The 25121-nt window shown below is 58.7% G+C and carries 28 protein-coding genes, 1 tRNA gene and 1 pseudogene; 19 read left to right on the top strand and 11 right to left on the bottom strand.

The annotated features are described in order from the left end of the window. Positions 1-278: 278 nt before the first annotated feature. Positions 279-770: a RidA family protein gene (locus AB4O11_RS03005; protein WP_007916938.1), complete on the top strand. Its 492-nt coding sequence runs from the start codon at positions 279-281 to the stop codon at positions 768-770. A gap of 303 nt (positions 771-1073) precedes the next feature. On the opposite strand, the gene AB4O11_RS03000 is transcribed toward AB4O11_RS03005, so the two are convergent. From AB4O11_RS03000 to AB4O11_RS02980, 5 genes and pseudogenes are all read right to left on the bottom strand, one after another. After that, positions 1074-1775 (bottom strand): hypothetical protein, encoded by a 702-nt coding sequence (locus AB4O11_RS03000; protein ID WP_007949995.1) that lies wholly within the window; start codon positions 1773-1775, stop codon positions 1074-1076. Between the two features lie 117 nt (positions 1776-1892). After that, positions 1893-2141, bottom strand: a pseudogene (locus AB4O11_RS02995) (ATP-binding protein); the annotation flags it as partial. A gap of 49 nt (positions 2142-2190) precedes the next feature. Next, a complete protein-coding gene (locus tag AB4O11_RS02990) occupies positions 2191-2706 on the bottom strand; it encodes a DUF6622 family protein (protein ID WP_257358621.1) in 516 nt (171 codons plus the stop codon). Between the two features lie 60 nt (positions 2707-2766). After that, positions 2767-3171, bottom strand: a complete 405-nt coding sequence (locus AB4O11_RS02985; protein WP_077574458.1) for a GNAT family N-acetyltransferase — start codon at positions 3169-3171, stop codon at positions 2767-2769. Positions 3172-3227: 56 nt separating this feature from the next. Then, positions 3228-4133 carry a LysR family transcriptional regulator gene (locus AB4O11_RS02980; RefSeq protein WP_257356081.1) on the bottom strand — a complete coding sequence of 302 codons (906 nt, stop codon included), beginning with the start codon at positions 4131-4133 and terminating at the stop codon, positions 3228-3230. Positions 4134-4235: 102 nt separating this feature from the next. Between AB4O11_RS02980 and AB4O11_RS02975 the strand changes: the two genes are divergently transcribed. Beyond that, a complete protein-coding gene (locus tag AB4O11_RS02975) occupies positions 4236-5408 on the top strand; it encodes an aspartate aminotransferase family protein (protein ID WP_257356080.1) in 1173 nt (390 codons plus the stop codon). Between the two features lie 60 nt (positions 5409-5468). On the opposite strand, the gene AB4O11_RS02970 is transcribed toward AB4O11_RS02975, so the two are convergent. The 3 genes from AB4O11_RS02970 to AB4O11_RS02960 form a co-directional block, all read right to left on the bottom strand. Continuing rightward, on the bottom strand, positions 5469-7388 hold the full coding sequence (locus AB4O11_RS02970) for an alkaline phosphatase D family protein (RefSeq protein ID WP_460130107.1): 1920 nt from the start codon (positions 7386-7388) through the stop codon (positions 5469-5471). 71 nt (positions 7389-7459) lie between these two features. Further along, positions 7460-8197 carry a hypothetical protein gene (locus tag AB4O11_RS02965; RefSeq protein ID WP_460130105.1) on the bottom strand — a complete coding sequence of 246 codons (738 nt, stop codon included), beginning with the start codon at positions 8195-8197 and terminating at the stop codon, positions 7460-7462. 115 nt (positions 8198-8312) lie between these two features. After that, on the bottom strand, positions 8313-8672 hold the full coding sequence (locus tag AB4O11_RS02960; protein WP_460088951.1) for a hypothetical protein: 360 nt from the start codon (positions 8670-8672) through the stop codon (positions 8313-8315). A gap of 124 nt (positions 8673-8796) precedes the next feature. Here AB4O11_RS02960 and AB4O11_RS02955 point away from each other — a divergent pair, with 124 nt between their 5' ends. Next, positions 8797-9543, top strand: a complete 747-nt coding sequence (locus tag AB4O11_RS02955; RefSeq protein WP_460088950.1) for a hypothetical protein — start codon at positions 8797-8799, stop codon at positions 9541-9543. 45 nt (positions 9544-9588) lie between these two features. After that, entirely contained in the window at positions 9589-9957 is a 369-nt protein-coding gene (locus AB4O11_RS02950) for a PH domain-containing protein (protein WP_034156100.1), read from the top strand. A gap of 12 nt (positions 9958-9969) precedes the next feature. Here AB4O11_RS02950 and AB4O11_RS02945 read toward each other — a convergent pair whose 3' ends face one another. Beyond that, entirely contained in the window at positions 9970-10299 is a 330-nt protein-coding gene (locus tag AB4O11_RS02945; protein WP_150652694.1) for a hypothetical protein, read from the bottom strand. A gap of 135 nt (positions 10300-10434) precedes the next feature. Continuing rightward, a tRNA-Leu gene (locus AB4O11_RS02940) sits at positions 10435-10519 on the bottom strand. A 107-nt stretch (positions 10520-10626) separates the two neighbouring features. Between AB4O11_RS02940 and queA the strand changes: the two genes are divergently transcribed. From queA to AB4O11_RS02910, 6 genes are all read left to right on the top strand, one after another. Then, the gene (gene queA / locus AB4O11_RS02935; RefSeq protein ID WP_460130103.1) at positions 10627-11691 is read left to right on the top strand and encodes a tRNA preQ1(34) S-adenosylmethionine ribosyltransferase-isomerase QueA; all 1065 of its coding nucleotides are present in this window, start codon (positions 10627-10629) and stop codon (positions 11689-11691) included. 14 nt (positions 11692-11705) lie between these two features. Next, entirely contained in the window at positions 11706-12821 is a 1116-nt protein-coding gene (tgt, locus tag AB4O11_RS02930) for a tRNA guanosine(34) transglycosylase Tgt (RefSeq protein ID WP_162130185.1), read from the top strand. 43 nt (positions 12822-12864) lie between these two features. Then, positions 12865-13203 (top strand): preprotein translocase subunit YajC, encoded by a 339-nt coding sequence (gene yajC, locus AB4O11_RS02925; RefSeq protein WP_007916913.1) that lies wholly within the window; start codon positions 12865-12867, stop codon positions 13201-13203. Between the two features lie 64 nt (positions 13204-13267). Next, complete coding sequence (gene secD, locus AB4O11_RS02920) at positions 13268-15136, top strand: protein translocase subunit SecD (protein ID WP_099757103.1); 1869 nt, start codon at positions 13268-13270, stop codon at positions 15134-15136. A 9-nt stretch (positions 15137-15145) separates the two neighbouring features. Continuing rightward, positions 15146-16060 carry a protein translocase subunit SecF gene (gene secF / locus AB4O11_RS02915; protein ID WP_456024416.1) on the top strand — a complete coding sequence of 305 codons (915 nt, stop codon included), beginning with the start codon at positions 15146-15148 and terminating at the stop codon, positions 16058-16060. Between the two features lie 121 nt (positions 16061-16181). After that, a complete protein-coding gene (locus AB4O11_RS02910; RefSeq protein ID WP_007956693.1) occupies positions 16182-16730 on the top strand; it encodes a glycine zipper 2TM domain-containing protein in 549 nt (182 codons plus the stop codon). Between the two features lie 241 nt (positions 16731-16971). Here the strand turns inward: AB4O11_RS02910 and suhB are convergent, their stop codons facing one another. After that, on the bottom strand, positions 16972-17790 hold the full coding sequence (gene suhB / locus AB4O11_RS02905; RefSeq protein WP_016773320.1) for a type III secretion system regulator SuhB: 819 nt from the start codon (positions 17788-17790) through the stop codon (positions 16972-16974). A 145-nt stretch (positions 17791-17935) separates the two neighbouring features. Between suhB and trmJ the strand changes: the two genes are divergently transcribed. The 9 genes from trmJ (at position 17936) to fdx (ending at position 25111) form a co-directional block, all read left to right on the top strand. Then, positions 17936-18706: a tRNA (cytosine(32)/uridine(32)-2'-O)-methyltransferase TrmJ gene (gene trmJ / locus AB4O11_RS02900; protein WP_093430653.1), complete on the top strand. Its 771-nt coding sequence runs from the start codon at positions 17936-17938 to the stop codon at positions 18704-18706. Between the two features lie 3 nt (positions 18707-18709). Beyond that, positions 18710-19486 carry a serine O-acetyltransferase gene (cysE, locus tag AB4O11_RS02895; protein WP_025109222.1) on the top strand — a complete coding sequence of 259 codons (777 nt, stop codon included), beginning with the start codon at positions 18710-18712 and terminating at the stop codon, positions 19484-19486. A 237-nt stretch (positions 19487-19723) separates the two neighbouring features. Further along, positions 19724-20215, top strand: a complete 492-nt coding sequence (gene iscR, locus AB4O11_RS02890) for a Fe-S cluster assembly transcriptional regulator IscR (protein ID WP_038362955.1) — start codon at positions 19724-19726, stop codon at positions 20213-20215. A 47-nt stretch (positions 20216-20262) separates the two neighbouring features. After that, the gene (locus AB4O11_RS02885; protein WP_007916899.1) at positions 20263-21477 is read left to right on the top strand and encodes an IscS subfamily cysteine desulfurase; all 1215 of its coding nucleotides are present in this window, start codon (positions 20263-20265) and stop codon (positions 21475-21477) included. Between the two features lie 101 nt (positions 21478-21578). Further along, positions 21579-21965 (top strand): Fe-S cluster assembly scaffold IscU, encoded by a 387-nt coding sequence (iscU, locus tag AB4O11_RS02880; protein ID WP_007916892.1) that lies wholly within the window; start codon positions 21579-21581, stop codon positions 21963-21965. 34 nt (positions 21966-21999) lie between these two features. Further along, positions 22000-22323 carry an iron-sulfur cluster assembly protein IscA gene (gene iscA, locus AB4O11_RS02875; RefSeq protein WP_003227904.1) on the top strand — a complete coding sequence of 108 codons (324 nt, stop codon included), beginning with the start codon at positions 22000-22002 and terminating at the stop codon, positions 22321-22323. An 8-nt stretch (positions 22324-22331) separates the two neighbouring features. After that, positions 22332-22853: a co-chaperone HscB gene (gene hscB / locus AB4O11_RS02870; protein ID WP_007916889.1), complete on the top strand. Its 522-nt coding sequence runs from the start codon at positions 22332-22334 to the stop codon at positions 22851-22853. Between the two features lie 51 nt (positions 22854-22904). Next, positions 22905-24770 (top strand): Fe-S protein assembly chaperone HscA, encoded by a 1866-nt coding sequence (gene hscA / locus AB4O11_RS02865; protein WP_093430652.1) that lies wholly within the window; start codon positions 22905-22907, stop codon positions 24768-24770. Further along, positions 24770-25111, top strand: coding sequence for an ISC system 2Fe-2S type ferredoxin (gene fdx / locus AB4O11_RS02860; RefSeq protein WP_007916885.1), 342 nt, complete (start codon positions 24770-24772; stop codon positions 25109-25111). The genes hscA and fdx overlap by 1 nt, the downstream gene beginning before the upstream one ends. Positions 25112-25121: the final 10 nt, after the last annotated feature.

Here is a 25121-nt window from a genome sequence, read left to right as displayed (position 1 = left end):
GGAGCGGGGGCCGACCGAGTTGTCTTGAATCCGCCGTCGACCTGAAGAATCTTGGCGATTCTGGATTCGGTAGAGCGCTTTCAGGTCGGTGTATCTCGTCAATATCCCGCAATTAGTTCCCTCTCCCTCTGGGAGAGGGCTAGGGTGAGGGTTGCGAGTGGAGTTCAAAACCCCTAGATTTGGATCCAACCCCGACAGTGATAGCACCAAGCCATTTTTTCGGTGTTTTACTGCCGTGATTCGAGCTTCTTCATGCACTGATCAAAAGGCTGGGCGAAATGACTGAGAGGATGACCTGCGACGAGCGTTTTATTGCCCTGGCCCAAGAGCTGAACTACGACATCTATGGTGAGAACACCGCCGGCGGCAATTACGCGCCGCTGATCCGTCATCATGATGAGCTGTACATCAGCGGCATGGTGCCGCGCACTAACGGCAAGATTCAGTATCCGGGTCGCGTCGGGCTGGAGTTGACCCTCAAGGATGCGCAAGCCGCCGCGAGCATCAGTGCGATGCGTTGCCTGGCGCTGATCGTCGATGCGGTGGGTTCGCTGGACAAAATCAAGGCGTTGTTGCGGGTGACGGTGTATGTGAAGTCGACGCCGGACTTCGTTGATCTGAGCGAAGTCGCCAACGGTGCCTCGGACGTGTTCAGTCATGTGCTCGGCGATGCCGGCCGGCACACGCGCACTACGGTTGGCGTGTATCAGTTGCCGAAGAACGCAGCGATTGAAGTGGACATGATTGTAGCGTTGCATCCTTCGGCTTGAGGTTGGTTTAGCGGCTTGCCCTCACCCTAACCCTCTCCCTCGGGAGAGGGGACTGACCGAGGTGTGTTGCGCTATACATCGACCTGAGAGATTGAGGCGATTGTGGATTCGGCGCAGTACTTTCATTTCGGTGCATCTCTTGAATATCTCCCGATCGGCTCCCTCTCCCCCGGGAGAGGGCTGGGCGGGCGGCGTTCCGATGAGGGGCGAGGATTTTCGCCTCCTCACGAATCCCAAGCCGGACAACAAAAAGCCCCGCACTGAATCTCAGTGCGGGGCTTTTTTCGTACAGCGGCTGCGCTATTACTGCGCGGCGATGCTGTAACCATCAAACGCAGTCTGCTGTTGCAGTGCGGTGATGATGTTCTTGCGGTTTACCGCCTGCTCGGTACCCGCGTTGTCGACGAAGACTTCGCTTTCCAGCTCCGCTTCTTCGCCTTCACCGACGAAGGTGAAACCGAGGAACTCCAGCGCTGCACGGTCTACGTTCAGACGCGAGCGTGGCGTGCGCAGCGGCAGGGTCACGCTGATGCCGTCCTTGCTGATGGTGAAGATTTCGACTTCTTTCTTCTTCGCAGCCTTGCTCTTGCCGCCGCTCGGGTTGCTGATCGCCTGATGGGTCTGGTTCAGCACTTTGAGGGCCAGGCCATAAACGATTTCCTGGAACGCCGGATCATCCTTGAAGCTGGACAGGATGCGGCCGATCGAGAACTTGCTGCTGAGGTCTTCAAGGGCGGCGAGGTCCGCCGCTTCGGCATCTTTCAGCGCCTTGAGTTCGCCCATCAGCTCGTAGGCCTTGTCGTCATCGAAGCTGTCGTGAGCCTGACGGATCGCCGCGCGCAGCTCGCGGATCTGGTCGCTTTCGCGGGTCGACTGGAACGCGTCCAGGACCATCTCGCTGATGATTTTGGCTTGTGGCAGGTGTTGTGAAAGATTGATGGAGTTTTCGTATTCCGCTTTGGACGATTCGGTGACTACGGATTCAGCGGTGTTGAAATCGGACATTGAAATTTCACTACTTTTTAACTTGAGTGGAGATGAGAAAGCCGCGGGCTTTTTCAGGCCGACTAATTTAGGGGAGCGGGGCGGCGTTGTCACGGAGCAACGGGCCGGCGGTCTCAACTATTTGCCCGGGCTGTGCAAATTCATTGAACGCATCATCCATTGTTCGGCGCTTTGTTGATCTGTTGATAGCGAGAAGCGGAACGTCGCGCCACGCCCGCTCATGTCCAGTAACTGTATATCGCGCCTGTGTAATTGCAGGATACGGTGCACGATACGCAGCCCCAGTCCGCCATCACGCCTTGCGCCACCGATATTGAACGGGCGCAGGAACAAACCTTCGCGCAACTCGGGAGCGATGCGGGGGCCGGCGCAGCCCCTCAGGAAAAACCGGTGTTGGTGAAAAGCGGTTCCTGAATCATTGGGCGCCCAATGGCGGGCGTTGAGCCTGAAGGGTGCGCAGCAAACGGTAATATTTCAGTGAGCGAGCGCTAATCAGACCACTGATAAAGCCTGATGCTGCGGCTTTGAACAGCAACATATCCGGGGCGGCAGCGCGCTCTGGGTGCACGTCATCCTGATAACCGAAGTAGTAGTTCACTGCAAAAAAAAGCAGGAGCAGAATCAGCGCTTTCCAAGTCCCCGGCACTATCAACCCGGTTTCCGGATCATCAAGATTTATCCCCTTGTTGGGGAAAATCAACCATGCCGACAGAGTGCCCAGTAACAAAGCAATGAGCCAGCCGCTGAGGCTCAAGTCTGGATCAACCGTCAGGTTCAACGACAACAGCGACCAGCCCAACAATACCAGCGGGGTCGACAGCAGGGAAAACCGGCTTTCATGTTGGGGTTTGCGGGCCTTGAGGCCGAAATACACCAGAACCAGAAAAACCACATAAACCCACAAGGGAGTATTTTGAAGAGTGACGAGCATCGCGCAGCGTCCATGCTGGAAAGAGAAGCTGATCATAGCCCTTGCCAGAGCGCACGCCCGTTATTTCAATCGCGGTCGCTCCATGGCAATCACCGACGTCTCAAAACCCAGGCGGGCAAAAAAGGCTTCGGCGCCTTCTCGTCCTGCACGCAGTACCCAGGTGATATCGGGGTTATCGCCCATGACATGCTCAACCAGTCTGCGGCCGATGCCTGTGCGTCGATACTCGCCATCGACCACGACCATCGACAGGTAACCGTTGGACAAGCCATCGGTTATGCCCCGGGCAAAGCCAACGATCTGCGCGCCGAGCAGGGCAATCGCCGTGCGTTGCGAGTGTTCGATGAGTTGCGCGAAATGTTCGCTGGAACCGGTACGGTGCCCCCAGCCATGTTGGCCGAGGAACAGCCGTACCGACTCCACTTCGTCAGATAGCAGGTCGCGTACGGTCAGGTTGTTGTTCATCTTCGCTTCGACTCCTTGTCAGTAATTCTTCGAGACATTGTCCATGTCGCTCGTTTTCAGGATCTGCCCCACGTCTGCATCGCGAATTCGACGAAGCGGCGCAGCTTCGGCAAACGATAGCGATCCGGAGCATAAAGCAAATGCAGGGGGCGGCTTGGAGGTTGATAGTCGGGAACGACGGTCACCAGTTTGCCGTCGCGCAGATCCTGTTCCACCAGCGCATCGGGCAGCATCACGATGCCCATGCCGGTGCGTGCGGCCTGGTGCAACCCTGCGGAAGTGTTCATCAGCATCGGTCCGCTGACGTCGACGAGAATTTCTCCCTCCGGGCCGCTGAGGCGCCAGCGTTTTTCCACTGATTGCCAATCGTCGCCAGCAGGGTAGGCGAACGAGAGGCAGTCGTGTTGTTGCAAATCTTCAGGGGTCTGCGGCATGCCTCGACGCGCCACGTATTGCGGGGAGGCGCAGACGGTCAGTGTGTAATCGATAAGGGGGCGAGCGATTAGATTCGACTCGTCGAAATGCCCCAGCCGAAACGCCACGTCCAGACCACTTTCCAGCAGGTCGGGGCGGCTGTTGGTCAGCACTACATCCATTTTGACCTGTGGGTACTGCAGGGAGAATTCGCTGAGCGCTGGCGCCAGGCGTTCTACGCCAAAAGTCAGTGGCGCGGTAATGCGCAGCAGGCCACGCGGCTCATCGAGTGCTTGTTCCGCCAAGCGTTCGGAGTCGGCCACCAGTCCCAAGACATCCAGACAGCGCTGGTAGTAAACGCTGCCGAATTCAGTGAGTCGCTGACGTCGAGTGGTGCGCTGCAGCAGTTGCACGCCGAGCCGTCGTTCCAGCGCACGCAGATGATTGCCAACCATGGTCGTCGACATGTCGCACTGCAACGCGGCCGCCGTCATGCTCCCGGCTTCGACGACTTTGACGTACACGCTCATCGACAGGAACAGGTCCATTATCAAGCTCTGCTTTTAAATGAATGAAGTTTTGCCGAGTTTATCCAGTTTCGCTGGCTAACCATACTGCCAGCACACCGACCTGCACTGGAGTTTGAAGTCATGACCGCCGCCCTGATGAACACCTACCAACCACTGGCCTTGAGCTTCACCAAGGGCCTGGGCACTCGCCTGTGGGATCAGGCCGGTCGCGAGTATCTGGATGCGGTGGCCGGTGTGGCGGTGACCAATGTCGGCCACTCACACCCGCGGATCGTTTCGGCGATCAGCGAGCAGGCCGGGTTGCTGCTGCACACGTCGAATCTGTACAGCATCGACTGGCAGCAACAACTGGCGAAACGGCTGACTGAGCTGTCGGGGATGGAGCGCGCGTTCTTCAATAACTCGGGTGCCGAGGCCAATGAAACAGCGCTGAAACTCGCGCGTTTATACGGCTGGCGCAAACGCATCGAACAACCGCTGGTGGTGGTCATGGCCAACGCGTTCCATGGCCGCACACTTGGTACCTTGTCAGCCAGCGATGGCCCGGCGGTGCGCCTGGGCTTCAACGAATTGCCGGGGGATTTCCTCAAAGTGCCGTTCGGTGATCTCGCTGCGCTGGAACTGGTGCAGCAAAAGCACGGCGAGCGCATCGTGGCGATTCTGGTCGAGCCAATCCAGGGCGAAAGCGGTGTGCAGCTCGCGCCGCCGGGTTACCTGAAAGCCCTGCGTGAACTGTGCAATCGCCATGCGTGGTTATTGATGCTCGATGAAATCCAGACCGGCATCGGCCGTACTGGGCGCTGGTTTGCGTTTCAACATGAAGGCATTGTCCCGGATGTCATGACCCTGGCAAAAGGGCTGGGCAACGGCGTGCCGATCGGCGCTTGTCTGGCGCGGGGCAGGGCGGCGGATCTGTTCACGCCCGGGAGCCATGGCAGCACCTTCGGCGGCAATCCGCTGGCGTGTCGGGTCGGTTGCACGGTGCTGGATATCATCGAAGAACAGGGCCTGCTGGAAAACGCCCGGATTCAGGGTGAACGGCTCTTAACTCGTTTGAGCGCAGAGCTGGCGGACAATCCCAATGTGCTGGCGATTCGTGGTCAGGGTTTGATGATCGGTATCGAGCTGAAACAACCGGTGCGTGATCTGACCCTGATCGCCGCGCGGGATCATGGGCTGTTGATCAACGTCACGCGTGGCAAGACGATACGGCTGCTGCCACCGTTGACGATTGATGAGCGTGAGGTGGAGATGATTGTCAGAGGTGTGGGGCGAGCACTGATCGCGCATTGATGGCTGGCAACCAGCACTGTGGGAGCGAGCAGGCTCGCTCCCACATTTACGGTGCAGGCCTTAGTCCGGATAATCCGCCAGATCCGGCGCCAGCATCCGCGTCTTCGCCTTGCCATTCGAATTGTGCTGAATGATCTCGCGCGGCTGCCCCTGCTCATTGAAAAACACCTGACCGATCCCCGCCGAATTCCACAACCGTTCACCTGCCTCAGCATGTTCCGGCGTGTACGGCACGATGCGCATGCGTCGGCGTTTGGTAAACCAGTTCAGCGGTGACCGTGGCGAATAGAGCCAGCGGTTGAGGCGGTCGAACCATTCCAGCAGGGTTTTCGGAAACTCGTTTTTGATGCCGCTGCTGGTGATCTGCCAGATTCGCGGCCCGGCCTTGCGGTGTCGGATAAGCACTTCGTAGACGAAGGAATAATGCACATCGCCCGACAGCACCACGTAGTTACCCGGTGTGCGCGAGTGGCGGAAAATGTTCAGTATTACCTGCGCGGCACCGCGATGGGCCATCCAGTTTTCCGCGTCGACCAGCAGCGGATAACCGCACCAACTGAAAACCTTCTGCACGGTTTCAATCAGCTTCACGCCGAAGATCGGCGCCGGGGAAACGATGATCGCTGACGGGTGATCGAGCAGTTCCTGTTGCAGTTCGCTCAGCGCCTCCCAATCGAGCAGGCCCGAGGGCTGCTTGAGCGCCATCTCACTGCGCCAGCGGCGGGTACGGGTGTCGATGACTACCAGCGCCGGACTGCTCGGCAGGACGAAATGCCATTGCTGAAAGCGCAGCAAATCATCGATCAGAGCATCTTGCACCGGGCTGTCGAGATACTGGTCATCACCGCTGGCGCTCAGTCCCAGTGTTTTCTCCAAAACATCCTTGAAGGCATCGGGATTGTTGCCCCAGCCCTGACACAACATATAGGCGATCAACGCGTTGCCGATGATGCGTTTGGAGAACGGATGGCCGTAGGCCGTTTCCTCCCATTGCGCAGACAGGTTCCAGTCATCGGTGATGTCGTGATCGTCGAAAATCATCAGGCTCGGCAGATGCGCGAGCGCGCGGGCGACCTTGCCCAATCCAGCCTTGAAGGCATCGATGCGAGTCTGTTCGAGGGTATAGCGCTTGAGGCGTTCGGGCGTCAGTTCAGGCGCTTGCGGATCGATCAGCGACCAGGCCGTCGGCGACCACACCAGCAAGTACATCGCCATGACTTCGGCGAAGGTCACCAGGTGATTGTCAGCGCTGCTGCTGGTGAAAATCGGCTTACGCGCACCGCCGAAAAATCGCTCGCGCAATGTCTCGTTGCTCTCCAGCGCCGGTAACAAATCCGCACGGTGGTAGTAACTGGCCGGGTGTTCGTAGAGCTTGGCGCTGTCGCTGACTACCGCGCCTTCGAGGTGTTCGTCGAACAGGCCGAGCCTTTCGATCAGGGCATGAATCGCCCGCAGCATCGGACCAGCCACATCGTCGGCGTAGACCTGGTCGCCGCTCATCATCAACAGGGCCGGACGTTGTTGCGGGTCGGTTGCCGTCGCCAGCAATTGGTCGACGCACAGCAAACCATCCGCCGCCGGGTGATGCGGTTTGCGGCAGGAGCCGTGTAGCAGTTGATCGATCCGTGAGCGCAGAACGAAGTTCGGGCTGGTCGCATTGCCGTACAGCAGATGCGGCGCCCAGTCGGCGATGCCCTCAGCGTTGTCGATCAGCAGGTCATAGGCGATATGCGTATCGCAGGGCAGGGTGTTATCGAGAGAAACATCGATGAGATGAACAAAGGCCTCGCGGCCTACGGGAATGATCGTGCATTTCCCGGCATCGAGTGGAATGTCTCCTACACCTTGCAGGCGTAAGGTCAGCGCCAGTGGCCGTGTGCCGACCAGCCACATGACCACGCGCGTTGGCTCAAGCCGTCGCAGCAGCGGGCCGGCCAGGACAGGAGGCAGCGGGATCAGGTCAGCGGGTGTCGAAGACATCGAGGGCAAAGCTCAAGGCGCACAGGCCGGCGATGATAGCGCAGGCGGCGCCTTGATCCCTTAAATCAGCCTTAAGAGTCGGCTTTTTGCACTTTCAGCGCCAACAAACGCCACTGCGCAGGCAGCGCGTCAACTCTCGGCTGCTCTTGCACCGAGCAATCGAAACGGTAGGTGACATCGTCGCCGTTCATGTTGCGCGCGGTGACGGTGTTGTTGAAGGTGTAGACCTGATCCTTGAAGCGGTGGCTGACCAAGGCTTTGCTGTCAGCAAAACGCGCCGACGCGGGAAAGCGCAACGTACTGGTCACAAACGGGCTGCACATGACATACGCGATCATCGACTTGTCGGCCTGGGCGTCGCCGCGCAATTTCTTGTTCAGCGCTGCCAGGGCCATGCGACCGTCATAGTCGCTTTGATCCAGCACGGTCTGTAACCCGATAGATTTCGGCGCCCGGCTGGCGTAGTTCGGCAGCAATGCGGAGTCGGCGGGAGAGGGCGTGTCGTCCGGCTCGATGGCAGCAAAAGCCGGCGCATCTTTCAGTTCGGCGGCGGGTGTGACTGCCTCGGCTTCAGGCAATAGAGAGGTCGGCTCGGTGACTTGCGTGTTTTCAGCCTGCGCCGGCTCGTAGTCATGCGACGAAGGGAACAACGACAACGTGATCGACAGCACCACCATCGCCACAATGAAGCCGCCCGCTGCGCCGACGATGTTGCCGTAGACAATATTCCAGCTACCGCGGTTCTTGACCACCCAGCGCCACATGAACCCCCACACCGCGACAAACGCCAGAAAACGCAGAAACTCCATTTGATCCTTTCCTTAAACCTTCAAAACCTGAAATCAACGCACGCCCAAGGTGAACGCTGACGATGGGCGGCAAGATAACAAAACAGACGTGTAATGCCAGTGGCGATAGCGCTGCTCAGTGAAAATTGAGCGCGAAAAACGCCAGCGTCGTCACACCCGCAGCCAATCCACAGATGCCAGCGAAAAGTTGCCGGGCCAACGGATGCTCGGGCTGAGGGCGCCTGACCAGCCACATCCAGACGCCCGCCAACACGCCGAACGTGGTGATCATTTGCAACACGCTACTGGCAAGATTTTCCGGTGAAGGAGAAACGTGCGCCGGGAAAAGGCCCGAACAGATCACCGAAAAAATCATCGCTACGATGAAGCCGCTGGCGGCACCCGCCAGGTTGGCGAGGATCAGGTTCCAGGCACCACGGGTCTGCACGACCCAAGCCCAAACGGCTGCCCAGACGAAAAAGTACAACACGGCCATCAAGGTGTTTCTCCCTCTGAAAATTGACTCCATCGAGGCGCTGGCGACCTCGTTACTGGCAGTGGACGGCAAGATAGCAAAATAGTAGCTTCGCGCCATCGCTCTTATCTGTAATGGACTACCTATGCCTGTCAGAACTCATTTTTTGCGCCTGTTCTGCGCAATCACAATTACCGTCGCAATAACCCCCGCATTCGCCGCCGTGCAAGAACACCCGGAAAACAGCTGGAAGTATTACGCCGGCAACTGCCAGCGCGTGCTGGAAAAAATGGCCGACGTACAAAGCGGTCGGACCACGGCCTACGACGTGATGTTTGCCCTGGAAAGCAACCTGCAGATCATGAATGAACACCGCTCCAACCTGACGCCCAATCACTTGGGCTCGCGAGAATTCGCCGAATGCGAAAACTTTGCGGGCCAGGCTGAATCAATCATTGCCCAAGGCAAAGCCGAGTTCGCCGCGAAAATGCAAGGTGCTGCGGAGCAAGGTCGCATCGCCCACCAGAACTCCCCCGAATACCAACGCGCCCGCGCCCTCGGCTACAGCGACGTCGGCGACATCTCCTTCCTGAAACTGCACGAAGACACAGACGGTGAAGCACGCCTGAAAACCATGTTGATCACCGTCGACGAAATCTGCGGCCAATACTTCCGCGCCACGCAATACGTGAAACCGTATGTGATCTATACGGTCCGGCCTTCTGACGGCGGTTGTGGTGAGGTGAAACGCGTAGCGGTGGTTGGCGGCCGATCGGTGGAGAAGGGCGATTACATTGATGAGAAGGGCGAATTTCAGTATCTGGGCTGGAAAAAGCTTGTCGGCGCCGATGGCTTCCCGACGGATATCCGCGTGCTGAAAGTCCGTCGTTGAACCAAAGAAATACCGGGATGTTTTCTTGAAGATGAGGATGGACAGATGATCGACTTCAACAACAAAGGCTTCTTCAAACTCAAGCAGAACGATGAGTACGCCGAACGCGTAAGCGCGCTGCTGCTGGATGGCGAAGAAGTGATCGACTCTTACAAGGCCATGCGTGACGGCGTGGTGTTTACCAACAAACGCATCATCGCGGTCAACGTTCAGGGGATTACCGGCAGCAAGAAGGATTTCACGTCCTTGCCGTACAAGAACATCGTCGCCTACTCGGTGGAAACCTCGGGCACCTTCGATCTGGATTCGGAGCTGGAGATTTACTTCTCGTCACTGGGGAAGGTGAAGTTCGAATTCACCGGGAAGACCTCGATGGTGGAGATCTCCAAGTACATCTCGAAGCATCTGCTGTAACGGCTCAGCCCATTACAAGATGTCTTTCAAATAGCCCTTGAGCGCAAGGAGCGGCTGATCCAGCTGCTCCAGCGAACGCGCCTCGCTGAAGTCAGCGGATAACTTGTGCAACTCGCGCCCCAGCGGTTTTTCGACACCGCCCAAGGCATCCATCGCCAGCCCCAGGCATTCATTCATCTTGAACTGAATGGTCTCGACATCCCCGCGCCGCACCAATAGTTCGAAAATGTCTTTCTGGTAATCACCCATGACCATGTCGTCCCGCAGGATCGGGCTCAGGCCTTCTTCCTCGTAAGCGAGTTTGAGAGAGAAAAGGGCGACTGTTTCCAGTGACGTTTCCATGGGTGGGTCCTTGGGGTTTCGGTTAACCAAGTAGCGGTGAATCAAAAGATCGCAGCCTGCGGCAGCTCCTACAACAGCAGCCACTTTCGAGCAGACGAAAAAAAAGGCCTTGCTAAGCAAGACCTTTCTTAATTTTGGTGCCCCGAGGGAGACTCGAACTCCCACTCCTTTCGAAAACGGATTTTGAATCCGCCGCGTCTACCAATTCCGCCATCAGGGCTCAATGGCGGCGAAGTATAGAGATGAGATTACCGTCGGTCAATCAGGTACATAGAGAATTTTCGATATTTCCGCTAGACTTTCCGGCCCTGCTAGACGAACCCCATCATGCGCGTTGCTGACTTTACTTTCGAGCTCCCTGATTCGCTGATCGCCCGCCACCCTTTGGCCGAGCGTCGCGGTAGTCGCCTGCTGACCCTTGACGGGCCTAGCGGCGCCCTCGCACACCGTCAATTCACTGATTTGCTTGAGCATTTGCGCCCGGGCGATTTGATGGTGTTCAACAATACCCGGGTGATTCCGGCGCGGCTGTTCGGGCAGAAAGCGTCCGGCGGCAAGCTGGAAATTCTCGTTGAGCGGGTGCTCGATACGCACCGCGTGCTGGCCCATGTGCGTTCCAGCAAGTCGCCGAAGCCGGGTTCGAAGATCCTTATCGATGGCGGTGGCGAAGCCGAAATGCTCGCGCGTCACGATGCGTTGTTCGAGCTGGGCTTCGCTGAAGAAGTGTTGCCGTTGCTCGATCGTGTCGGGCACATGCCGTTGCCTCCTTATATAGACCGCCCGGACGAAGGCTCGGATCGCGAGCGTTATCAGACCGTGTACGCCGAGAAACTCGGTGCGGTGGCGGCGCCGACGGCGGGGCTGCATTTCGATCAGTCGCTGATGGAAGCGATTGCCGCCAAGGGCGTCGAGACCGCATTCGTCACGCTGCACGTGGGCGCGGGGACGTTCCAGCCGGTGCGCGTCGAGAAGCTTGAAGATCACCACATGCACACCGAGTGGCTGGAAGTCGACCAGGACGTGGTCGATGCAGTCGCGGCGTGCCGTGCGCGCGGTGGTCGAGTGATTGCGGTCGGCACCACCAGCGTGCGTTCGCTGGAGAGCGCCGCGCGCGATGGCGTGCTCAAGCCGTTCAGTGGCGACACCGATATCTTTATCTTCCCGGGCCGGCCGTTCCATGTGGTCGACGCCTTGGTGACCAATTTCCATTTGCCGGAATCGACGCTGTTGATGCTGGTTTCGGCATTTGCCGGTTATCCCGAGACCATGGCCGCCTACAAGGCCGCCGTCGACAACGGTTACCGCTTTTTCAGCTACGGTGATGCGATGTTCATCACCCGTAATCCCGCACCTACTGCCCCTAAAGAAACCGGCCCAGAGGAAACAGAATGAGTCGCGAATGTCGCATGTCCTTTGAACTTCTGGCCACCGATGGCAAGGCCCGGCGTGGTCGCCTGACCTTCCCGCGTGGCACCGTCGAGACCCCAGCGTTCATGCCGGTGGGCACCTACGGCACGGTCAAGGGCATGTTGCCGCGTGACATCGTTGCCACTGGCGCAGAAATCATTCTCGGCAACACCTTCCACCTGTGGCTGCGCCCCGGCACCCAAGTGATCAAGGAACACGGCGACCTACACGATTTCATGCAGTGGAAAGGCCCGATCCTCACCGACTCCGGTGGCTTCCAGGTGTTCAGCCTCGGCGCGATGCGCAAGATCAAGGAGGAGGGCGTGACCTTCGCCTCCCCGGTCGACGGCGCCAAAGTGTTCATGGGCCCGGAAGAATCGATGCAGGTGCAGCGTGATCTCGGCTCCGACATCGTGATGATCTTCGACGAATGCACGCCGTACCCGGCTGACGAAGACGTCGCGCGCGTGTCGATGGAACTGTCGCTGCGCTGGGCTCAGCGTTCGAAAAATGCCCACGGTGACAACACCGCGGCGCTGTTCGGCATCGTGCAGGGCGGCATGCACCAGGATCTGCGCATGCGCTCGCTGGAAGGCCTCGACAAGATCGGCTTCGATGGTCTGGCCATCGGCGGTCTGTCGGTGGGCGAGCCGAAGCACGAGATGATCAAAGTCCTGGATTATCTGCCGGGCATGATGCCGGCTGACAAACCTCGTTACCTTATGGGCGTTGGCAAACCGGAAGATCTGGTTGAGGGTGTGCGCCGCGGTGTGGACATGTTCGATTGCGTGATGCCAACCCGTAATGCCCGCAATGGGCATCTGTTCATTGATACCGGCGTGCTGAAGATCCGTAACGCGTTCCATCGCCATGATGAATCGCCGCTGGATCCGACCTGCGATTGCTATACCTGCCAGAACTTCTCCCGCGCTTATCTGCATCACCTGGACAAGTGCGGCGAAATGCTGGGAAGCATGCTCAATACCATCCATAACTTGCGCCATTATCAGGTGCTGATGGCTGGTTTGCGCGAGGCTATTCAACAGGGTACATTGGCCGCCTTTGTCGATGCCTTCTACGCCAAACGCGGGCTCCCCGTTCCGCCTTTGGACTGAGTTTTCTGACCCCAAGATTCAACATTTGCAACTGGAGTGCTAAATGAGCTTTTTTATCTCTAACGCCATGGCTGACGCGGCTGCACCGGCTGCTGCCGGCCCAATGGGCGGCGGTTTCGAGTGGATTTTCCTGGTCGGCTTCCTGGTCATCTTCTACCTGATGATCTGGCGTCCACAGGCCAAGCGCGCCAAAGAGCAGAAGAACCTGCTGAGCAGCCTGCAGAAAGGTGACGAAGTTGTGACCACTGGCGGCATCGCCGGCAAGATCACTAAAGTTGCCGATGACTTCGTGGTTCTGGAAGTTTCCGACACCGTGGAAATGAAGTTCCAGAAAGGCGCCATCGCCGCCACGCTGCCAAAAGGCACGCTGAAAGCGATCTGAAGCAACAACTTCTACTCAATCGACGGGGCGCGCAAGGCGCCCCGCGTTCATAACGGGCGGCGTGATGCTGAACAAATATCCTCTGTGGAAATACATTCTGATCCTGGCGGTGCTGGCGGTCGGTCTGATTTATTCCGCTCCCAATCTTTATCCTGATGACCCGGCCATTCAGGTCAGCGGTGCAAGCACTGCGCTGCAAGTCAATCAGGCTGATCTGGACCGTGTGAGCACTGCGCTCAAGGAATCCGGGATCAACGTCAAGGCAGCCACGCTGGCGGCAAACGGCAAGGGCGGTCTGATCCGTCTGAGCAAGGCTGAAGATCAGCTGCCGGCCAAAGACGTTGTGCGCAAGGCATTGGGTGATGACTACGTCGTCGCGCTGAACCTGGCACAGACCACCCCGCAATGGCTGCGCAACCTGGGCGCGCACCCGATGAAACTGGGTCTGGACTTGTCCGGTGGTGTGCACTTCCTGCTGGAAGTGGACATGGATAAAGCCCTCGATGCACGCCTGAAAGTTTACGAAGGCGACGTCAAGAGCCTGCTGCGCAAAGAGAAGCTGCGCTATCGCAGCCTGCCGCAACTGGGCGGTGCCATTCAGTTGGGCTTCAGCGATGAAGACTCCCGCGAACAGGCCCGTGCACTGATCCGCAAGAACTTCAACGATTTCGACATTGTTCCGGCCGACCTCAACGGTCAACCGGTGCTGCGTCTGGCGATGACCCCGGCCAAGCTGGCGGAAATCCGTGAATACTCCATCAAGCAGAACTTGACCACGGTACGTAACCGCGTCAACGAGCTGGGTGTTGCCGAACCAATCGTTCAGCGCCAGGGCGCCAACCGCATCGTGGTTGAGCTGCCGGGCGTGCAGGACACTGCCGAAGCCAAGCGTATTCTCGGCAAGACGGCCAACCTTGAGTTCCGTCTGGCTGCAGAGCCGGGTGCTTCGAAAGCCACTTCGGAAACCTTCGAGTTCCGCGAAGGCAAGCGTCCGCCAGCACAGATCGAACGTGGTCTGATCATCACCGGTGACCAGGTTACCGATGCCAAGGCTGGTTTTGGTGAGCACGGCACACCAGAAGTGAACATCCGTCTGGATGGTCATGGTGGTGAGCTGATGAGTCGCGCCACCCGTTCGAACGTTGGTCGCAGCATGGCGGTGATCTTCATCGAACAGCGTCCGGTCACCACTTACACCAAGCAAGTGGTCGATGGCGTCGAGAAAGACGTTGCCGTTCAGACGTTTAAAGAAGAGAAGAAGATCATCAGCCTGGCGACCATTCAGTCGCCGCTGGGCGCTCAGTTCCGCATCACTGGCCTGAACGGTCAGGGCGAATCGTCTGAACTCGCGCTGTTGCTGCGTGCCGGTGGTCTGGCTGCACCGATGTACTTCGCTGAAGAACGCACCATCGGCCCGAGCCTGGGTGCGGACAACATCACCAAAGGTATCGATGCGTCGCTGTGGGGCATGCTGTTCGTGTCGCTGTTCATCATCGCCATCTACCGCTTCTTCGGCATCATCGCCACCGTCGCACTGGCGGTGAACATGGTGCTGCTGCTGGCCTTGATGTCGCTGCTGGGTGCAACGCTGACCCTGCCGGGTATCGCCGGTATCGTGCTGACCATGGGTATGGCGGTCGACGCCAACGTGCTGATCTTCTCGCGGATCCGTGAAGAGATCGCCGCCGGCATGACCGTGCAGCGTGCAATCAACGAAGGCTTCGGCCGGGCATTCACCGCGATTCTCGACGCCAACCTGACCACGTTGCTGGTCGGCGGGATTCTCTTTGCCATGGGCACCGGCCCGGTCAAAGGTTTCGCAGTGACCATGTCCCTCGGGATCTTTACCTCGATGTTCACGGCCATCATGGTGACCCGCGCAATGGTCAACCTGATCTTTGGCGGACGTGACTTCAAGAAGTTGTGGATTTAAGGGGCTGCCATGTTACGTACAATCAACTTCATGGGCGTTCGCAACTTCGCGTTCGGCGTCACAGTGTTTCTCACGTTGCTGGCTATTTTCAGTGTCGTTACCAAGGGCATGAACTGGGGCCTGGACTTTACCGGCGGTACGCTCATCGAGCTGACCTACGAGCGTCCGGCCGATGTCACCAAGGTGCGTGAAGAGCTGGTGACTTCGGGTTACCACGAGGCCATCGTGCAGAGCTTTGGTGCAACCACCGATCTGCTGGTGCGTATGCCGGGTGAAGATCCGCAGTTGGGGCATCAGGTCGCGGAAGCGCTGCAGAAGCTCGGCGGTGATAACCCGGCGACGGTCAAGCGCGTCGAGTTCGTTGGCCCGCAGGTCGGTGAAGAGCTGCGTGACCAGGGCGGCCTCGGCATGCTGCTGGCGCTCGGCGGCATCCTGATCTACCTGGCTTTCCGCTTTCAGTGGAAATTCGCGGTCGGCGCCATCGTTTCGCTGATCCACGACGTGATCGTGACCATCGGTATCCTGTCGTTCTTCCAGATCACCTTCGACCTGACGGTGCTGGCGGCGGTACTGGCGATCATCGGTTACTCGCTGAACGACACCATCGTGGTATTCGACCGGGTTCGTGAGAACTTTCGCGTGCTGCGCAAGGCTTCGCTGATCGAGAACATCAATATCTCGACCACTCAGACCCTGCTGCGGACCATGGCGACGTCGATCTCCACCTTGCTGGCGATCGCGGCACTGCTGTTCTTCGGTGGCGACAATCTGTTCGGTTTCTCGATTGCCCTGTTCATCGGTGTTCTGGCGGGTACTTACTCGTCGATCTACATCGCTAACGTGGTGCTGATCTGGCTGAACCTGAGCACTGAGGATCTGATTCCTCCGGCGAACACCGAGAAGGAAGTCGACGACCGTCCATAACGGCCATCGTTTTCCCGGCTGTCAGCCCAAGAAAGGCGCGAGTTGAACTCGCGCCTTTTTTTATGCTCCAAGGCTGGGAGAAGCGCGGGCGTGTCCCGCATGTGATGGTCAGGAGGTTCATGTGAACAAGTCGTTGCTGGTTGGTGCGGTATTGGGTGCTGTCGGTGTAACTGCCGGGGGTGCTGTTGCCACCTACAGCCTGGTTAAAAGCGGCCCTGAGTATGCGCAAGTGTTGGCCGTCGAGCCGGTTAAAACACAGATCAAGACTCCACGTGAAGTGTGCAAGGACGTGACAGTGACGCGTCAGGCACCGGTAAAAGATCAGCACCAGATTGCCGGTACCGTTGTGGGTGCGCTGGCAGGTGGTTTGCTGGGTAATCAGATTGGCGGCGGCACCGGCAAGAAAATTGCCACGGTGGCCGGTGCGGTCGGTGGCGGTTATGCGGGTAACAAGGTGCAGGAAGGCATGCAAGAGCGTGACACCTACACCACCACGCAAACCCGCTGCAACACGGTCAACGACATCAGCGACAAGGTCGTCGGTTACGACGTGCGTTACTCGCTCGATGGCAAGGAAGGTAAAGTGCGGATGGATCGCGATCCGGGCAACCAGATTCCGGTCGACAAGGAAGGCAAGCTGATTCTGTCGCAGAATGAGCCAGGTCAGTAACAGGCCGACCGTTTAGAAAGAAGCACCCTGCGGGGTGCTTTTTTTGTGCCCGCCATTTCTGGCGCGCCCCGGATCCCCTGTGGGAGCGAGCTTGCTCGCGATTTCGGTCTGGCATTCAGCATCTATGCAGGCTGTTCCACCGCTTTCGCGAGCAAGCTCGCTCCCACAAGGATTTGTTTCGGCCTGAATATAGGCATAAAAAAAGCACCCCGAAGGGTGCTTTTTTCCTTTCGCGTGAAGCTTAGCGCTTCAGCGAAGCCGGCAGGTGCGGCTGGATCGCCGTCAGTACTGCCTTGAAGCATTTTGTGTTGCCGGCAACGATGTGGCCTTTTTCAAGGAAGTCGTGACCGCCGGTGAAGTCGCTCACCAGGCCGCCGGCTTCTTGAATCAGCAGGGCGCCTGCAGCCATGTCCCACTCGGACAGGCCCGACTCCCAGAACGCGTCGAAGCGACCAGCGGCGACATAGGCCAGGTCCAGGCTGGCGGAGCCGGCGCGGCGGATGCCGGCAGTCTGGCCAACCAGGGCGCGGAACATGCCCAGGTAGTTGTCGAGATTATCCATCTGGTCATCACGGAACGGGAAGCCGGTACCCAGCAGGGCGCCGTCAAGGCTGGTGCGACCGCTGACGCGCAGGCGACGACCGTTCAGTTGGGCGCCGCGACCACGGCTGGCGGTGAATTCTTCCTGGCGAACCGGGTCCAGAACCACTGCGTGTTCCAGGCGACCACGGTACTTACAGGCAATGCTGACAGCGAAGTGAGGAATGCCGCGCAGGAAGTTGGTGGTGCCGTCCAGTGGATCGATGATCCACAGGTACTCTTCGCCTTCGATGCCGGTGCCGGCGTGCAGGCCGGTTTCTTCACCCTGGATCGAGTGATTCGGGTAAGCCTTGCGCAGCGCGTCGATGATTTTCTGTTCAGCGGCGCGATCGACCTCGGATACATAATCCTTGGCGTCTTTTTCGTCGACCTTGATGGTATCCAGGCGCTCGATGGAGCGGAAGATCAGTTCACTGGCGCTGCGGGCGGCGCGCAGCGCGATATTCAGCATGGGCTGCATGGATGTGTCACCTAAGGTTGTTAAAGAAAGCCGCGCATTCTATCAGAACTTTTCTTCAGGTGAAGGACGCTGTTCGCTTTCATAGCTTAACGGTAGGCTGTTCTGTAAGATTTGCACCCCTTTCCTGTGTCCGAGAGCGCCTCCCTTGCTGCAGAACATTCGTGTCGTCCTGGTCAATACCAGCCACCCCGGCAACATCGGCGGGGCCGCGCGCGCCATGAAAAACATGGGTCTGTCGCGATTGGTGCTGGTCGAACCGCGGGTCTTCCCGCACCACGAAGCCGATGCTCGTGCTTCCGGTGCCGGTGACATCCTTGAAAATGCGCAAGTCGTCGCCACCTTGGAAGATGCCTTGGTCGGCTGCAATCTGGTGCTTGGCACCAGCGCCCGTGACCGCCGCATTCCCTGGCCACTGCTGGATCCGCGCGAGTGCGGCACCAAAGTGGTTGAAGAAGCCGGGCAGGGCGCCGAAATCGCTCTGGTATTCGGTCGTGAAGATTCCGGTCTGACCAACGAAGAGCTGCAGCGATGTCACTTTCACGTGCACATCCCGTCCGACCCTGCGTTCAGCTCGCTGAACCTCGGCGCGGCGGTGCAGGTGTTGAGCTATGAGGTGCGCATGGCCTGGCTGGCCGCCCAAGGTCAGCCGAGCAAGATCGAGAAGGAAGAAGTGGCTTCGGTGAAAAGCGCCGAGCTGGCGACCATGGATGAGCTGGAGCGCTTTTATGAGCATCTGGAGCAGACGCTGGTCGCCATCGAATTCCTCGATCCGGAAAAGCCGCGGCACTTGATGGCGCGCCTGCGCCGGTTGTACGGACGCAGCTCGGTCAGCCGGGCGGAAATGAACATTTTGCGTGGCATCCTCACGGAAACCCAGAAAGCGGCCCGTGGTGAGCTTCTTAAGCGGAAGGACTAAATGATGTTTGAGCGTTTGCGTGAAGATATCCAGAGCGTATTCCATCGAGACCCGGCGGCGCGTAACGCTTTTGAAGTCCTGACCTGCTACCCCGGCATGCATGCGATCTGGATCCATCGATTGGCCGGCATGCTGTGGCGCAACGAACTGAAATGGCTGGCGCGGCTGGTGTCGAACTTCGGTCGCTGGCTGACCGGGATCGAGATTCACCCGGGGGCCAAGGTCGGTCGTCGTTTCTTTATCGACCATGGCATGGGTATCGTCATTGGTGAAACCGCCGAGATTGGCGATGACGTGACTATTTATCAGGGCGTGACCCTCGGCGGCACTAGCTGGAATAAGGGCAAACGCCACCCGACGCTGGGTGATGGTGTGGTCGTGGGCGCGGGCGCCAAGGTGCTCGGCCCGTTCACCGTCGGCGCTGGTGCCAAGGTTGGTTCCAACGCCGTGGTGACCAAAGAAGTACCGCCGGGCGCCACGGTTGTCGGTATTCCCGGGCGCATCATCGTCAAGTCCGATGAAGAGCAGGATGCCAAGCGCAAGGCCATGGCCGAGAAGATCGGTTTCGATGCCTACGGCGTCAGCGAAGACATGCCCGACCCGGTGGCGCGTGCCATTGGTCAGTTGCTCGATCACCTGCAAGCGGTGGACGGGCGGCTGGAGGGGATGTGCGGCGCGCTGAAGGATCTGGGTAGCAATTACTGTGCGAAAGATCTGCCTGAGCTGCGTGAAGAAGACTTTGCCTGTGTGAAGGGTAAGGATCAGAGTCAGGCCAGCTAAACCGCGCCGATTCCTTCGCGAGCAGGCTCGCTCCCGCAGGGAATAGCGTTCCAGTGTGGGAGCGAGCCTGCTCGCGAAGAACGATAACGCGGTACCGCTGGCTGCATGCCGCCAGCCTTTGCTATGATGCGCGCGCTCTTTTGCGGGTAAACCTGACTAAAGTACTAGGTCTTAAAGTTGACTTAAATACTCGGGAATTGCATACTCGCCCCATTCTGAACTCCGTGGTAACTGTCCATGCGACTGACTACAAAAGGCCGATACGCCGTGACCGCCATGCTTGACCTGGCGTTGCACGCGCAGCACGGGCCCGTGTCCCTGGCCGATATCTCCGAGCGCCAAGGCATCTCCCTGTCCTACCTCGAACAGCTGTTCGCCAAGCTGCGCCGCAGTAACCTGGTTTCCAGTGTTCGCGGCCCGGGTGGTGGCTACCAGTTGTCCCGCGAAATGCAGGGCATTCAGGTCGCTCAGGTGATCGATGCAGTAAACGAATCGGTCGATGCCACCAAATGCCAGGGCCAGGGCGATTGCCATTCCGGCGACACCTGCCTGACCCATCATCTGTGGTGCGATTTGAGCCTGCAGATTCACGAATTTCTAAGTGGTATCAGCTTGGCTGATCTTGTGACTCGCCGTGAGGTGCAAGAAGTAGCCCAGCGTCAGGACCAGCGCCGTTGCAACAGCAAGGCGCCACGCCTGGACAAGATTGAAGCGTCCGCCGTCGAATGACAGCCAGAGAGCTAGCGGCACGCCAGCCCTGATTTAGGAGATAGTCCATGAAATTGCCGATTTACCTTGATTACTCTGCGACCACCCCGGTTGATCCGCGTGTTGCGCAAAAAATGAGTGAATGCCTGCTGGTCGACGGAAACTTCGGTAACCCGGCGTCCCGTTCCCATGTGTTCGGCTGGAAGGCTGAAGAGTCCGTTGAAAACGCCCGTCGTCAGGTGGCCGATCTGGTCAACGCTGATCCGCGCGAAATCGTCTGGACTTCCGGTGCTACCGAGTCCGACAACCTGGCAATCAAGGGCGCGGCACATTTCTACGGCTCCAAGGGCAAGCACCTGATCACCTCCAAGATCGAGCACAAGGCTGTCCTGGACACCATGCGCCAACTGGAGCGTGAAGGTTTCGAGGTTACTTACCTCGAGCCGACCGAAGACGGTCTGATCACCCCGGCCATGATTGAAGCTGCACTGCGCGAAGACACCATTTTGGTCTCCGTAATGCACGTGAATAACGAAATCGGCACCGTTAACGACATCGCCGCGATCGGCGAAATGCTCCGCGCCAAGGGCGTTCTGTTCCACGTCGACGCCGCTCAGTCCACTGGCAAAGTCGAGATCGACCTGCAGAAACTGAAAGTCGACATGATGTCGTTCTCCGCCCACAAAACCTACGGCCCTAAAGGCATCGGCGCGCTGTACGTTAGCCGCAAGCCGCGTGTGCGCATTGAAGCGACCATGCATGGCGGCGGTCACGAGCGCGGCATGCGTTCCGGCACCCTGGCGACCCACCAGATCGTCGGTATGGGTGAAGCGTTCCGCGTAGCCAAAGAAGACATGGCTGCTGAAAACGTCCGTATCAAAGCCTTGAGCGACCGCTTCTACAAGCAGGTCGAGCATCTGGAAGAGCTGTACGTCAACGGCAGCCTGACCGCCCGCGTTCCGCACAACCTGAACCTGAGCTTCAACTACGTTGAAGGCGAGTCGCTGATCATGGCGCTCAAGGATCTGGCGGTATCGTCTGGTTCGGCCTGCACCTCGGCGTCGCTGGAGCCTTCGTACGTGCTGCGCGCCCTGGGCCGCAACGACGAACTGGCACACAGCTCGATCCGCTTCACCTTCGGCCGTTTCACCACCGAAGAAGAAATCGACTACGCCGCGCAGAAAGTCTGCGAGGCCGTTACCAAGCTGCGCGCTCTGTCGCCGCTGTGGGACATGTACAAAGACGGCGTCGATATCTCGAAAATCGAGTGGGCGGCACACTAAATATAGAAGCCGCCAGATACAGATCCTGTAACGACGCGGCGGTTTACGCAGCGCAGTTGCAGGGTCTCAAGAGCGGCCCTGATGAGTGAGGATTGAGAATCATGGCTTACAGCGAAAAGGTCATCGACCACTACGAAAACCCGCGCAACGTCGGCAAGATGAACGCGGAAGATCCTGATGTCGGCACCGGCATGGTCGGCGCTCCGGCGTGCGGCGACGTGATGCGTCTGCAAATCAAGGTCAACGACGCTGGCATCATCGAAGATGCCAAGTTCAAGACCTACGGCTGCGGTTCGGCCATCGCTTCCAGCTCCCTCGCCACCGAGTGGATGAAGGGCAAGACCCTGGACGAAGCCGAAACCATCAAGAACACCCAGCTGGCCGAAGAACTGGCCCTGCCGCCAGTGAAAATTCACTGCTCGGTACTGGCTGAAGACGCTATCAAAGCGGCTGTTCGCGATTACAAGCAGAAGAAAGGCTTGATCTGACTTTCTGGATTTGGCGACGAGTAAGGAGTCACCGATGGCTATCAGCATGACAGAAGCGGCTGCTCGACACGTGCGGCGCTCCCTCGACGGGCGCGGCAAAGGTGAAGGGATTCGTCTGGGTGTTCGCACCACAGGCTGTTCCGGCCTTGCCTACGTGCTGGAGTTTGTCGACGAGGTGGTTGCAGAGGATCAGGTGTTCGAGAGTCACGGCGAAAAAGTGATCATCGACCCGAAAAGCCTGGCCTACCTGGACGGCACCGAGCTCGATTTCGTCAAGGAAGGGTTGAACGAAGGCTTCAAGTTCAACAACCCCAACGTACGCGGTGAATGTGGCTGCGGCGAAAGCTTCAACATCTGAGGCTTGTCGTGGGTATTCCTTGTCATTTCGCTTTATTCGAGCTGCAACCGGGTTTCCGTCTGGATCTCGAACAGTTGGCCACGCGCTATCGTGAGTTGGCGCGCGGCGTTCATCCTGACCGTTTTGCCGACGCTTCCGAGCGTGAGCAACGGTCGGCTCTGGAGCAGTCTGCACGGCTCAACGACGCCTATCAGACGCTCAAGAGTCCGGCCCAGCGCGCACGCTACCTGCTGACCATCAGCGGGCATGAAGTGCCGATGGAAGTCACGGTCCATGATCCCGAGTTTCTTCTGCAGCAGATGCAATGGCGCGAAGAGCTCGAAGACCTCCAGGACAGTGCCGACCTCGACGGTGTCGCGGTGTTCAAGCGGCGCCTGAAAGTGGCTCAGGAAGAACTCAATGAAAGCTTCGCAGCCTGTTGGGATGATGCAGCGCAACGCGAACAGGCCGAACGCCTGATGCGGCGCATGCAGTTCCTCGACAAGCTCACCTACGAAGTGCGCCAGTTAGAAGAGCGCCTCGACGATTAACCCAGTGCCGCTCCGGTCGCACGCCTGATATACAGATAAGTCCTGATCACGATGGCCCTACTGCAGATCGCCGAACCCGGCCAAAGTCCTCAACCGCACCAGCGTCGTCTGGCTGTGGGGATCGACTTGGGCACTACCAATTCGCTGGTCGCTGCGTTGCGCAGTGGTCTTTCCGAGCCGTTGGCCGACGCAAACGGGCAGGTCATCCTGCCGTCCGCTGTGCGTTACCACGCCGATCACGTCGAAGTCGGCGAGTCGGCCAAACTGGCCGCTGCGTCCGATCCTTTGAACACCGTGCTGTCGGTCAAGCGCTTGATGGGTCGTGGTCTGTCCGACGTCAAGCAATTGGGCGAGCAACTGCCATACCGCTTTGTCGGTGGCGAATCGCACATGCCGTTCATCGATACCGTGCAAGGCCCGAAAAGCCCGGTCGAAGTCTCCGCCGATATCCTCAAGGTGCTGCGTCAGCGTGCTGAAGCGACGTTGGGTGGCGAACTGGTTGGCGCGGTGATCACCGTTCCTGCTTACTTCGATGATGCTCAGCGCCAAGCCACCAAGGATGCGGCGAAACTTGCCGGTCTGAACGTGTTGCGCCTGCTCAATGAGCCGACCGCTGCCGCTGTGGCGTACGGTCTGGATCAACACGCTGAAGGCCTGGTCGCGATTTATGACCTGGGCGGCGGTACTTTCGATATTTCGATTCTGCGTCTGACAGGCGGTGTTTTTGAAGTTCTGGCCACTGGCGGCGACAGCGCGCTGGGTGGCGATGACTTCGATCACGCGATTGCCGGCTGGATCATCGAGAGCGCGGGCCTGTCTGCCGATCTCGATCCGGGCGCACAACGCAATCTGCTGCAAACCGCTTGCGCGGCCAAAGAAGCCCTGACCGATGCGGCCAGCGTTGAAGTGGCCTATGGCGACTGGAAAGCACAGCTGACCCGTGAAGCCTTCGATGCGCTGATCGAGCCGATGGTCGCTCGCAGCCTGAAAGCCTGCCGTCGCGCCGTTCGCGATTCCGGTATCGAGCTGGAAGACGTGCACGCTGTGGTCATGGTCGGCGGTTCGACTCGCGTGCCGCGCGTTCGCGAAGCCGTTGCCGAAGCCTTCGGTCGTCAGCCTCTGACTGAAATTGACCCGGATCAAGTGGTGGCCATCGGTGCCGCGATCCAGGCCGATACATTGGCAGGCAACAAGCGCGATGGTGGCGAACTGCTGCTGCTCGACGTGATTCCGCTGTCCCTGGGTCTGGAAACCATGGGCGGTCTGATGGAGAAGGTGATTCCGCGCAACACCACCATCCCCGTCGCTCGCGCACAAGATTTCACTACTTATAAAGATGGCCAGTCGGCCATGGCGATCCACGTATTGCAGGGCGAGCGCGAGCTGATCAGCGACTGCCGCTCGCTGGCGCGCTTCGAATTGCGCGGCATTCCAGCGATGGTCGCCGGCGCTGCGAAGATTCGCGTGACCTTTCAGGTCGATGCCGACGGTCTGCTCAGCGTTTCCGCTCGTGAGTTGGGTTCAGGCGTTGAGGCAAGCATTCAGGTCAAACCGTCCTACGGTCTGACCGACGGCGAAATCGCCAAAATGCTCAAGGATTCGTTCCAGCATGCCAATGACGACAAAGTCGCCCGCGTTCTGCGTGAGCAGCAAGTCGATGCCCAGCGCCTGATCGAAGCGGTGCAGGGTGCTCTGGAGGCGGATGGCGAGCGTTTGCTTGACGCTGAAGAGCGCATGGTCATCGATCTGCAGCTGCAGGAACTGGCCGAACTGATGAAAGGTACGGATGGTTACGCCATCGAGCAGCAGACCAAGCGTCTGTCGCAAGTGACCGATGCTTTTGCTGCCCGCCGCATGGATCTGACGGTGAAAGCCGCTCTGTCGGGGCGCAATCTGAATGAAATCGAGGATATCTGATGCCGCAGGTTATTTTTCTGCCACACGAGAAGTTCTGCCCTGAAGGCATGGTGGTCGAGGCTGCGCCCGGCACATCGATTCTCGAACTGGCCCACGAACACCACATCGAGATGGAAAGCGCCTGCGGCGGCGTCTGTGCTTGCACCACCTGCCACTGCATCATCCGCGAGGGTTTCGACTCGATGGAAGAGGCTGACGAGCTGGAAGAAGACTTCCTCGATCGCGCCTGGGGTCTGGAAGCGCAATCGCGTCTGGCTTGCCAGGCGATCGTCGGTGAAGAAGACATCACCGTCGAAATTCCGAAATATTCGCTTAACCATGCGGCTGAAGCGCCGCACTGACTGGTAAGAC

Source organism: Pseudomonas sp. H1_D05 (genome assembly GCF_054682705.1).
Note: the sequence above shows the minus strand (reverse complement) of the source record. Positions and strands in the feature narration are given on the sequence as shown.

Bases quoted from the DNA above. Each gene is read 5' to 3' on its own strand.
- hscA (WP_093430652.1), top strand. From the start codon at position 22,905: ATGGCCCTACTGCAGATCGCCGAACCCGGCCAAAGTCCTCAACCGCAC.
- iscA (WP_003227904.1), top strand. From the start codon at position 22,000: ATGGCTATCAGCATGACAGAAGCGGCTGCTCGACACGTGCGGCGCTCC.
- AB4O11_RS02960 (WP_460088951.1), bottom strand. From the start codon at position 8,672: ATGGCCGTGTTGTACTTTTTCGTCTGGGCAGCCGTTTGGGCTTGGGTC.
- AB4O11_RS02980 (WP_257356081.1), bottom strand. From the start codon at position 4,133: ATGGACCTGTTCCTGTCGATGAGCGTGTACGTCAAAGTCGTCGAAGCC.
- AB4O11_RS03000 (WP_007949995.1), bottom strand. From the start codon at position 1,775: ATGTCCGATTTCAACACCGCTGAATCCGTAGTCACCGAATCGTCCAAA.
- queA (WP_460130103.1), top strand. From the start codon at position 10,627: ATGCGCGTTGCTGACTTTACTTTCGAGCTCCCTGATTCGCTGATCGCC.
- fdx (WP_007916885.1), top strand. From the start codon at position 24,770: ATGCCGCAGGTTATTTTTCTGCCACACGAGAAGTTCTGCCCTGAAGGC.
- AB4O11_RS02945 (WP_150652694.1), bottom strand. From the start codon at position 10,299: ATGGAAACGTCACTGGAAACAGTCGCCCTTTTCTCTCTCAAACTCGCT.
- AB4O11_RS02950 (WP_034156100.1), top strand. From the start codon at position 9,589: ATGATCGACTTCAACAACAAAGGCTTCTTCAAACTCAAGCAGAACGAT.
- AB4O11_RS02990 (WP_257358621.1), bottom strand. From the start codon at position 2,706: ATGCTCGTCACTCTTCAAAATACTCCCTTGTGGGTTTATGTGGTTTTT.
- AB4O11_RS02955 (WP_460088950.1), top strand. From the start codon at position 8,797: ATGCCTGTCAGAACTCATTTTTTGCGCCTGTTCTGCGCAATCACAATT.
- AB4O11_RS02965 (WP_460130105.1), bottom strand. From the start codon at position 8,197: ATGGAGTTTCTGCGTTTTCTGGCGTTTGTCGCGGTGTGGGGGTTCATG.
- yajC (WP_007916913.1), top strand. From the start codon at position 12,865: ATGAGCTTTTTTATCTCTAACGCCATGGCTGACGCGGCTGCACCGGCT.
- iscR (WP_038362955.1), top strand. From the start codon at position 19,724: ATGCGACTGACTACAAAAGGCCGATACGCCGTGACCGCCATGCTTGAC.
- suhB (WP_016773320.1), bottom strand. From the start codon at position 17,790: ATGCAGCCCATGCTGAATATCGCGCTGCGCGCCGCCCGCAGCGCCAGT.
- secF (WP_456024416.1), top strand. From the start codon at position 15,146: ATGTTACGTACAATCAACTTCATGGGCGTTCGCAACTTCGCGTTCGGC.
- secD (WP_099757103.1), top strand. From the start codon at position 13,268: ATGCTGAACAAATATCCTCTGTGGAAATACATTCTGATCCTGGCGGTG.
- AB4O11_RS02975 (WP_257356080.1), top strand. From the start codon at position 4,236: ATGACCGCCGCCCTGATGAACACCTACCAACCACTGGCCTTGAGCTTC.
- AB4O11_RS02885 (WP_007916899.1), top strand. From the start codon at position 20,263: ATGAAATTGCCGATTTACCTTGATTACTCTGCGACCACCCCGGTTGAT.
- cysE (WP_025109222.1), top strand. From the start codon at position 18,710: ATGTTTGAGCGTTTGCGTGAAGATATCCAGAGCGTATTCCATCGAGAC.
- AB4O11_RS02970 (WP_460130107.1), bottom strand. From the start codon at position 7,388: ATGTCTTCGACACCCGCTGACCTGATCCCGCTGCCTCCTGTCCTGGCC.
- AB4O11_RS03005 (WP_007916938.1), top strand. From the start codon at position 279: ATGACTGAGAGGATGACCTGCGACGAGCGTTTTATTGCCCTGGCCCAA.
- AB4O11_RS02985 (WP_077574458.1), bottom strand. From the start codon at position 3,171: ATGAACAACAACCTGACCGTACGCGACCTGCTATCTGACGAAGTGGAG.
- tgt (WP_162130185.1), top strand. From the start codon at position 11,706: ATGTCCTTTGAACTTCTGGCCACCGATGGCAAGGCCCGGCGTGGTCGC.
- iscU (WP_007916892.1), top strand. From the start codon at position 21,579: ATGGCTTACAGCGAAAAGGTCATCGACCACTACGAAAACCCGCGCAAC.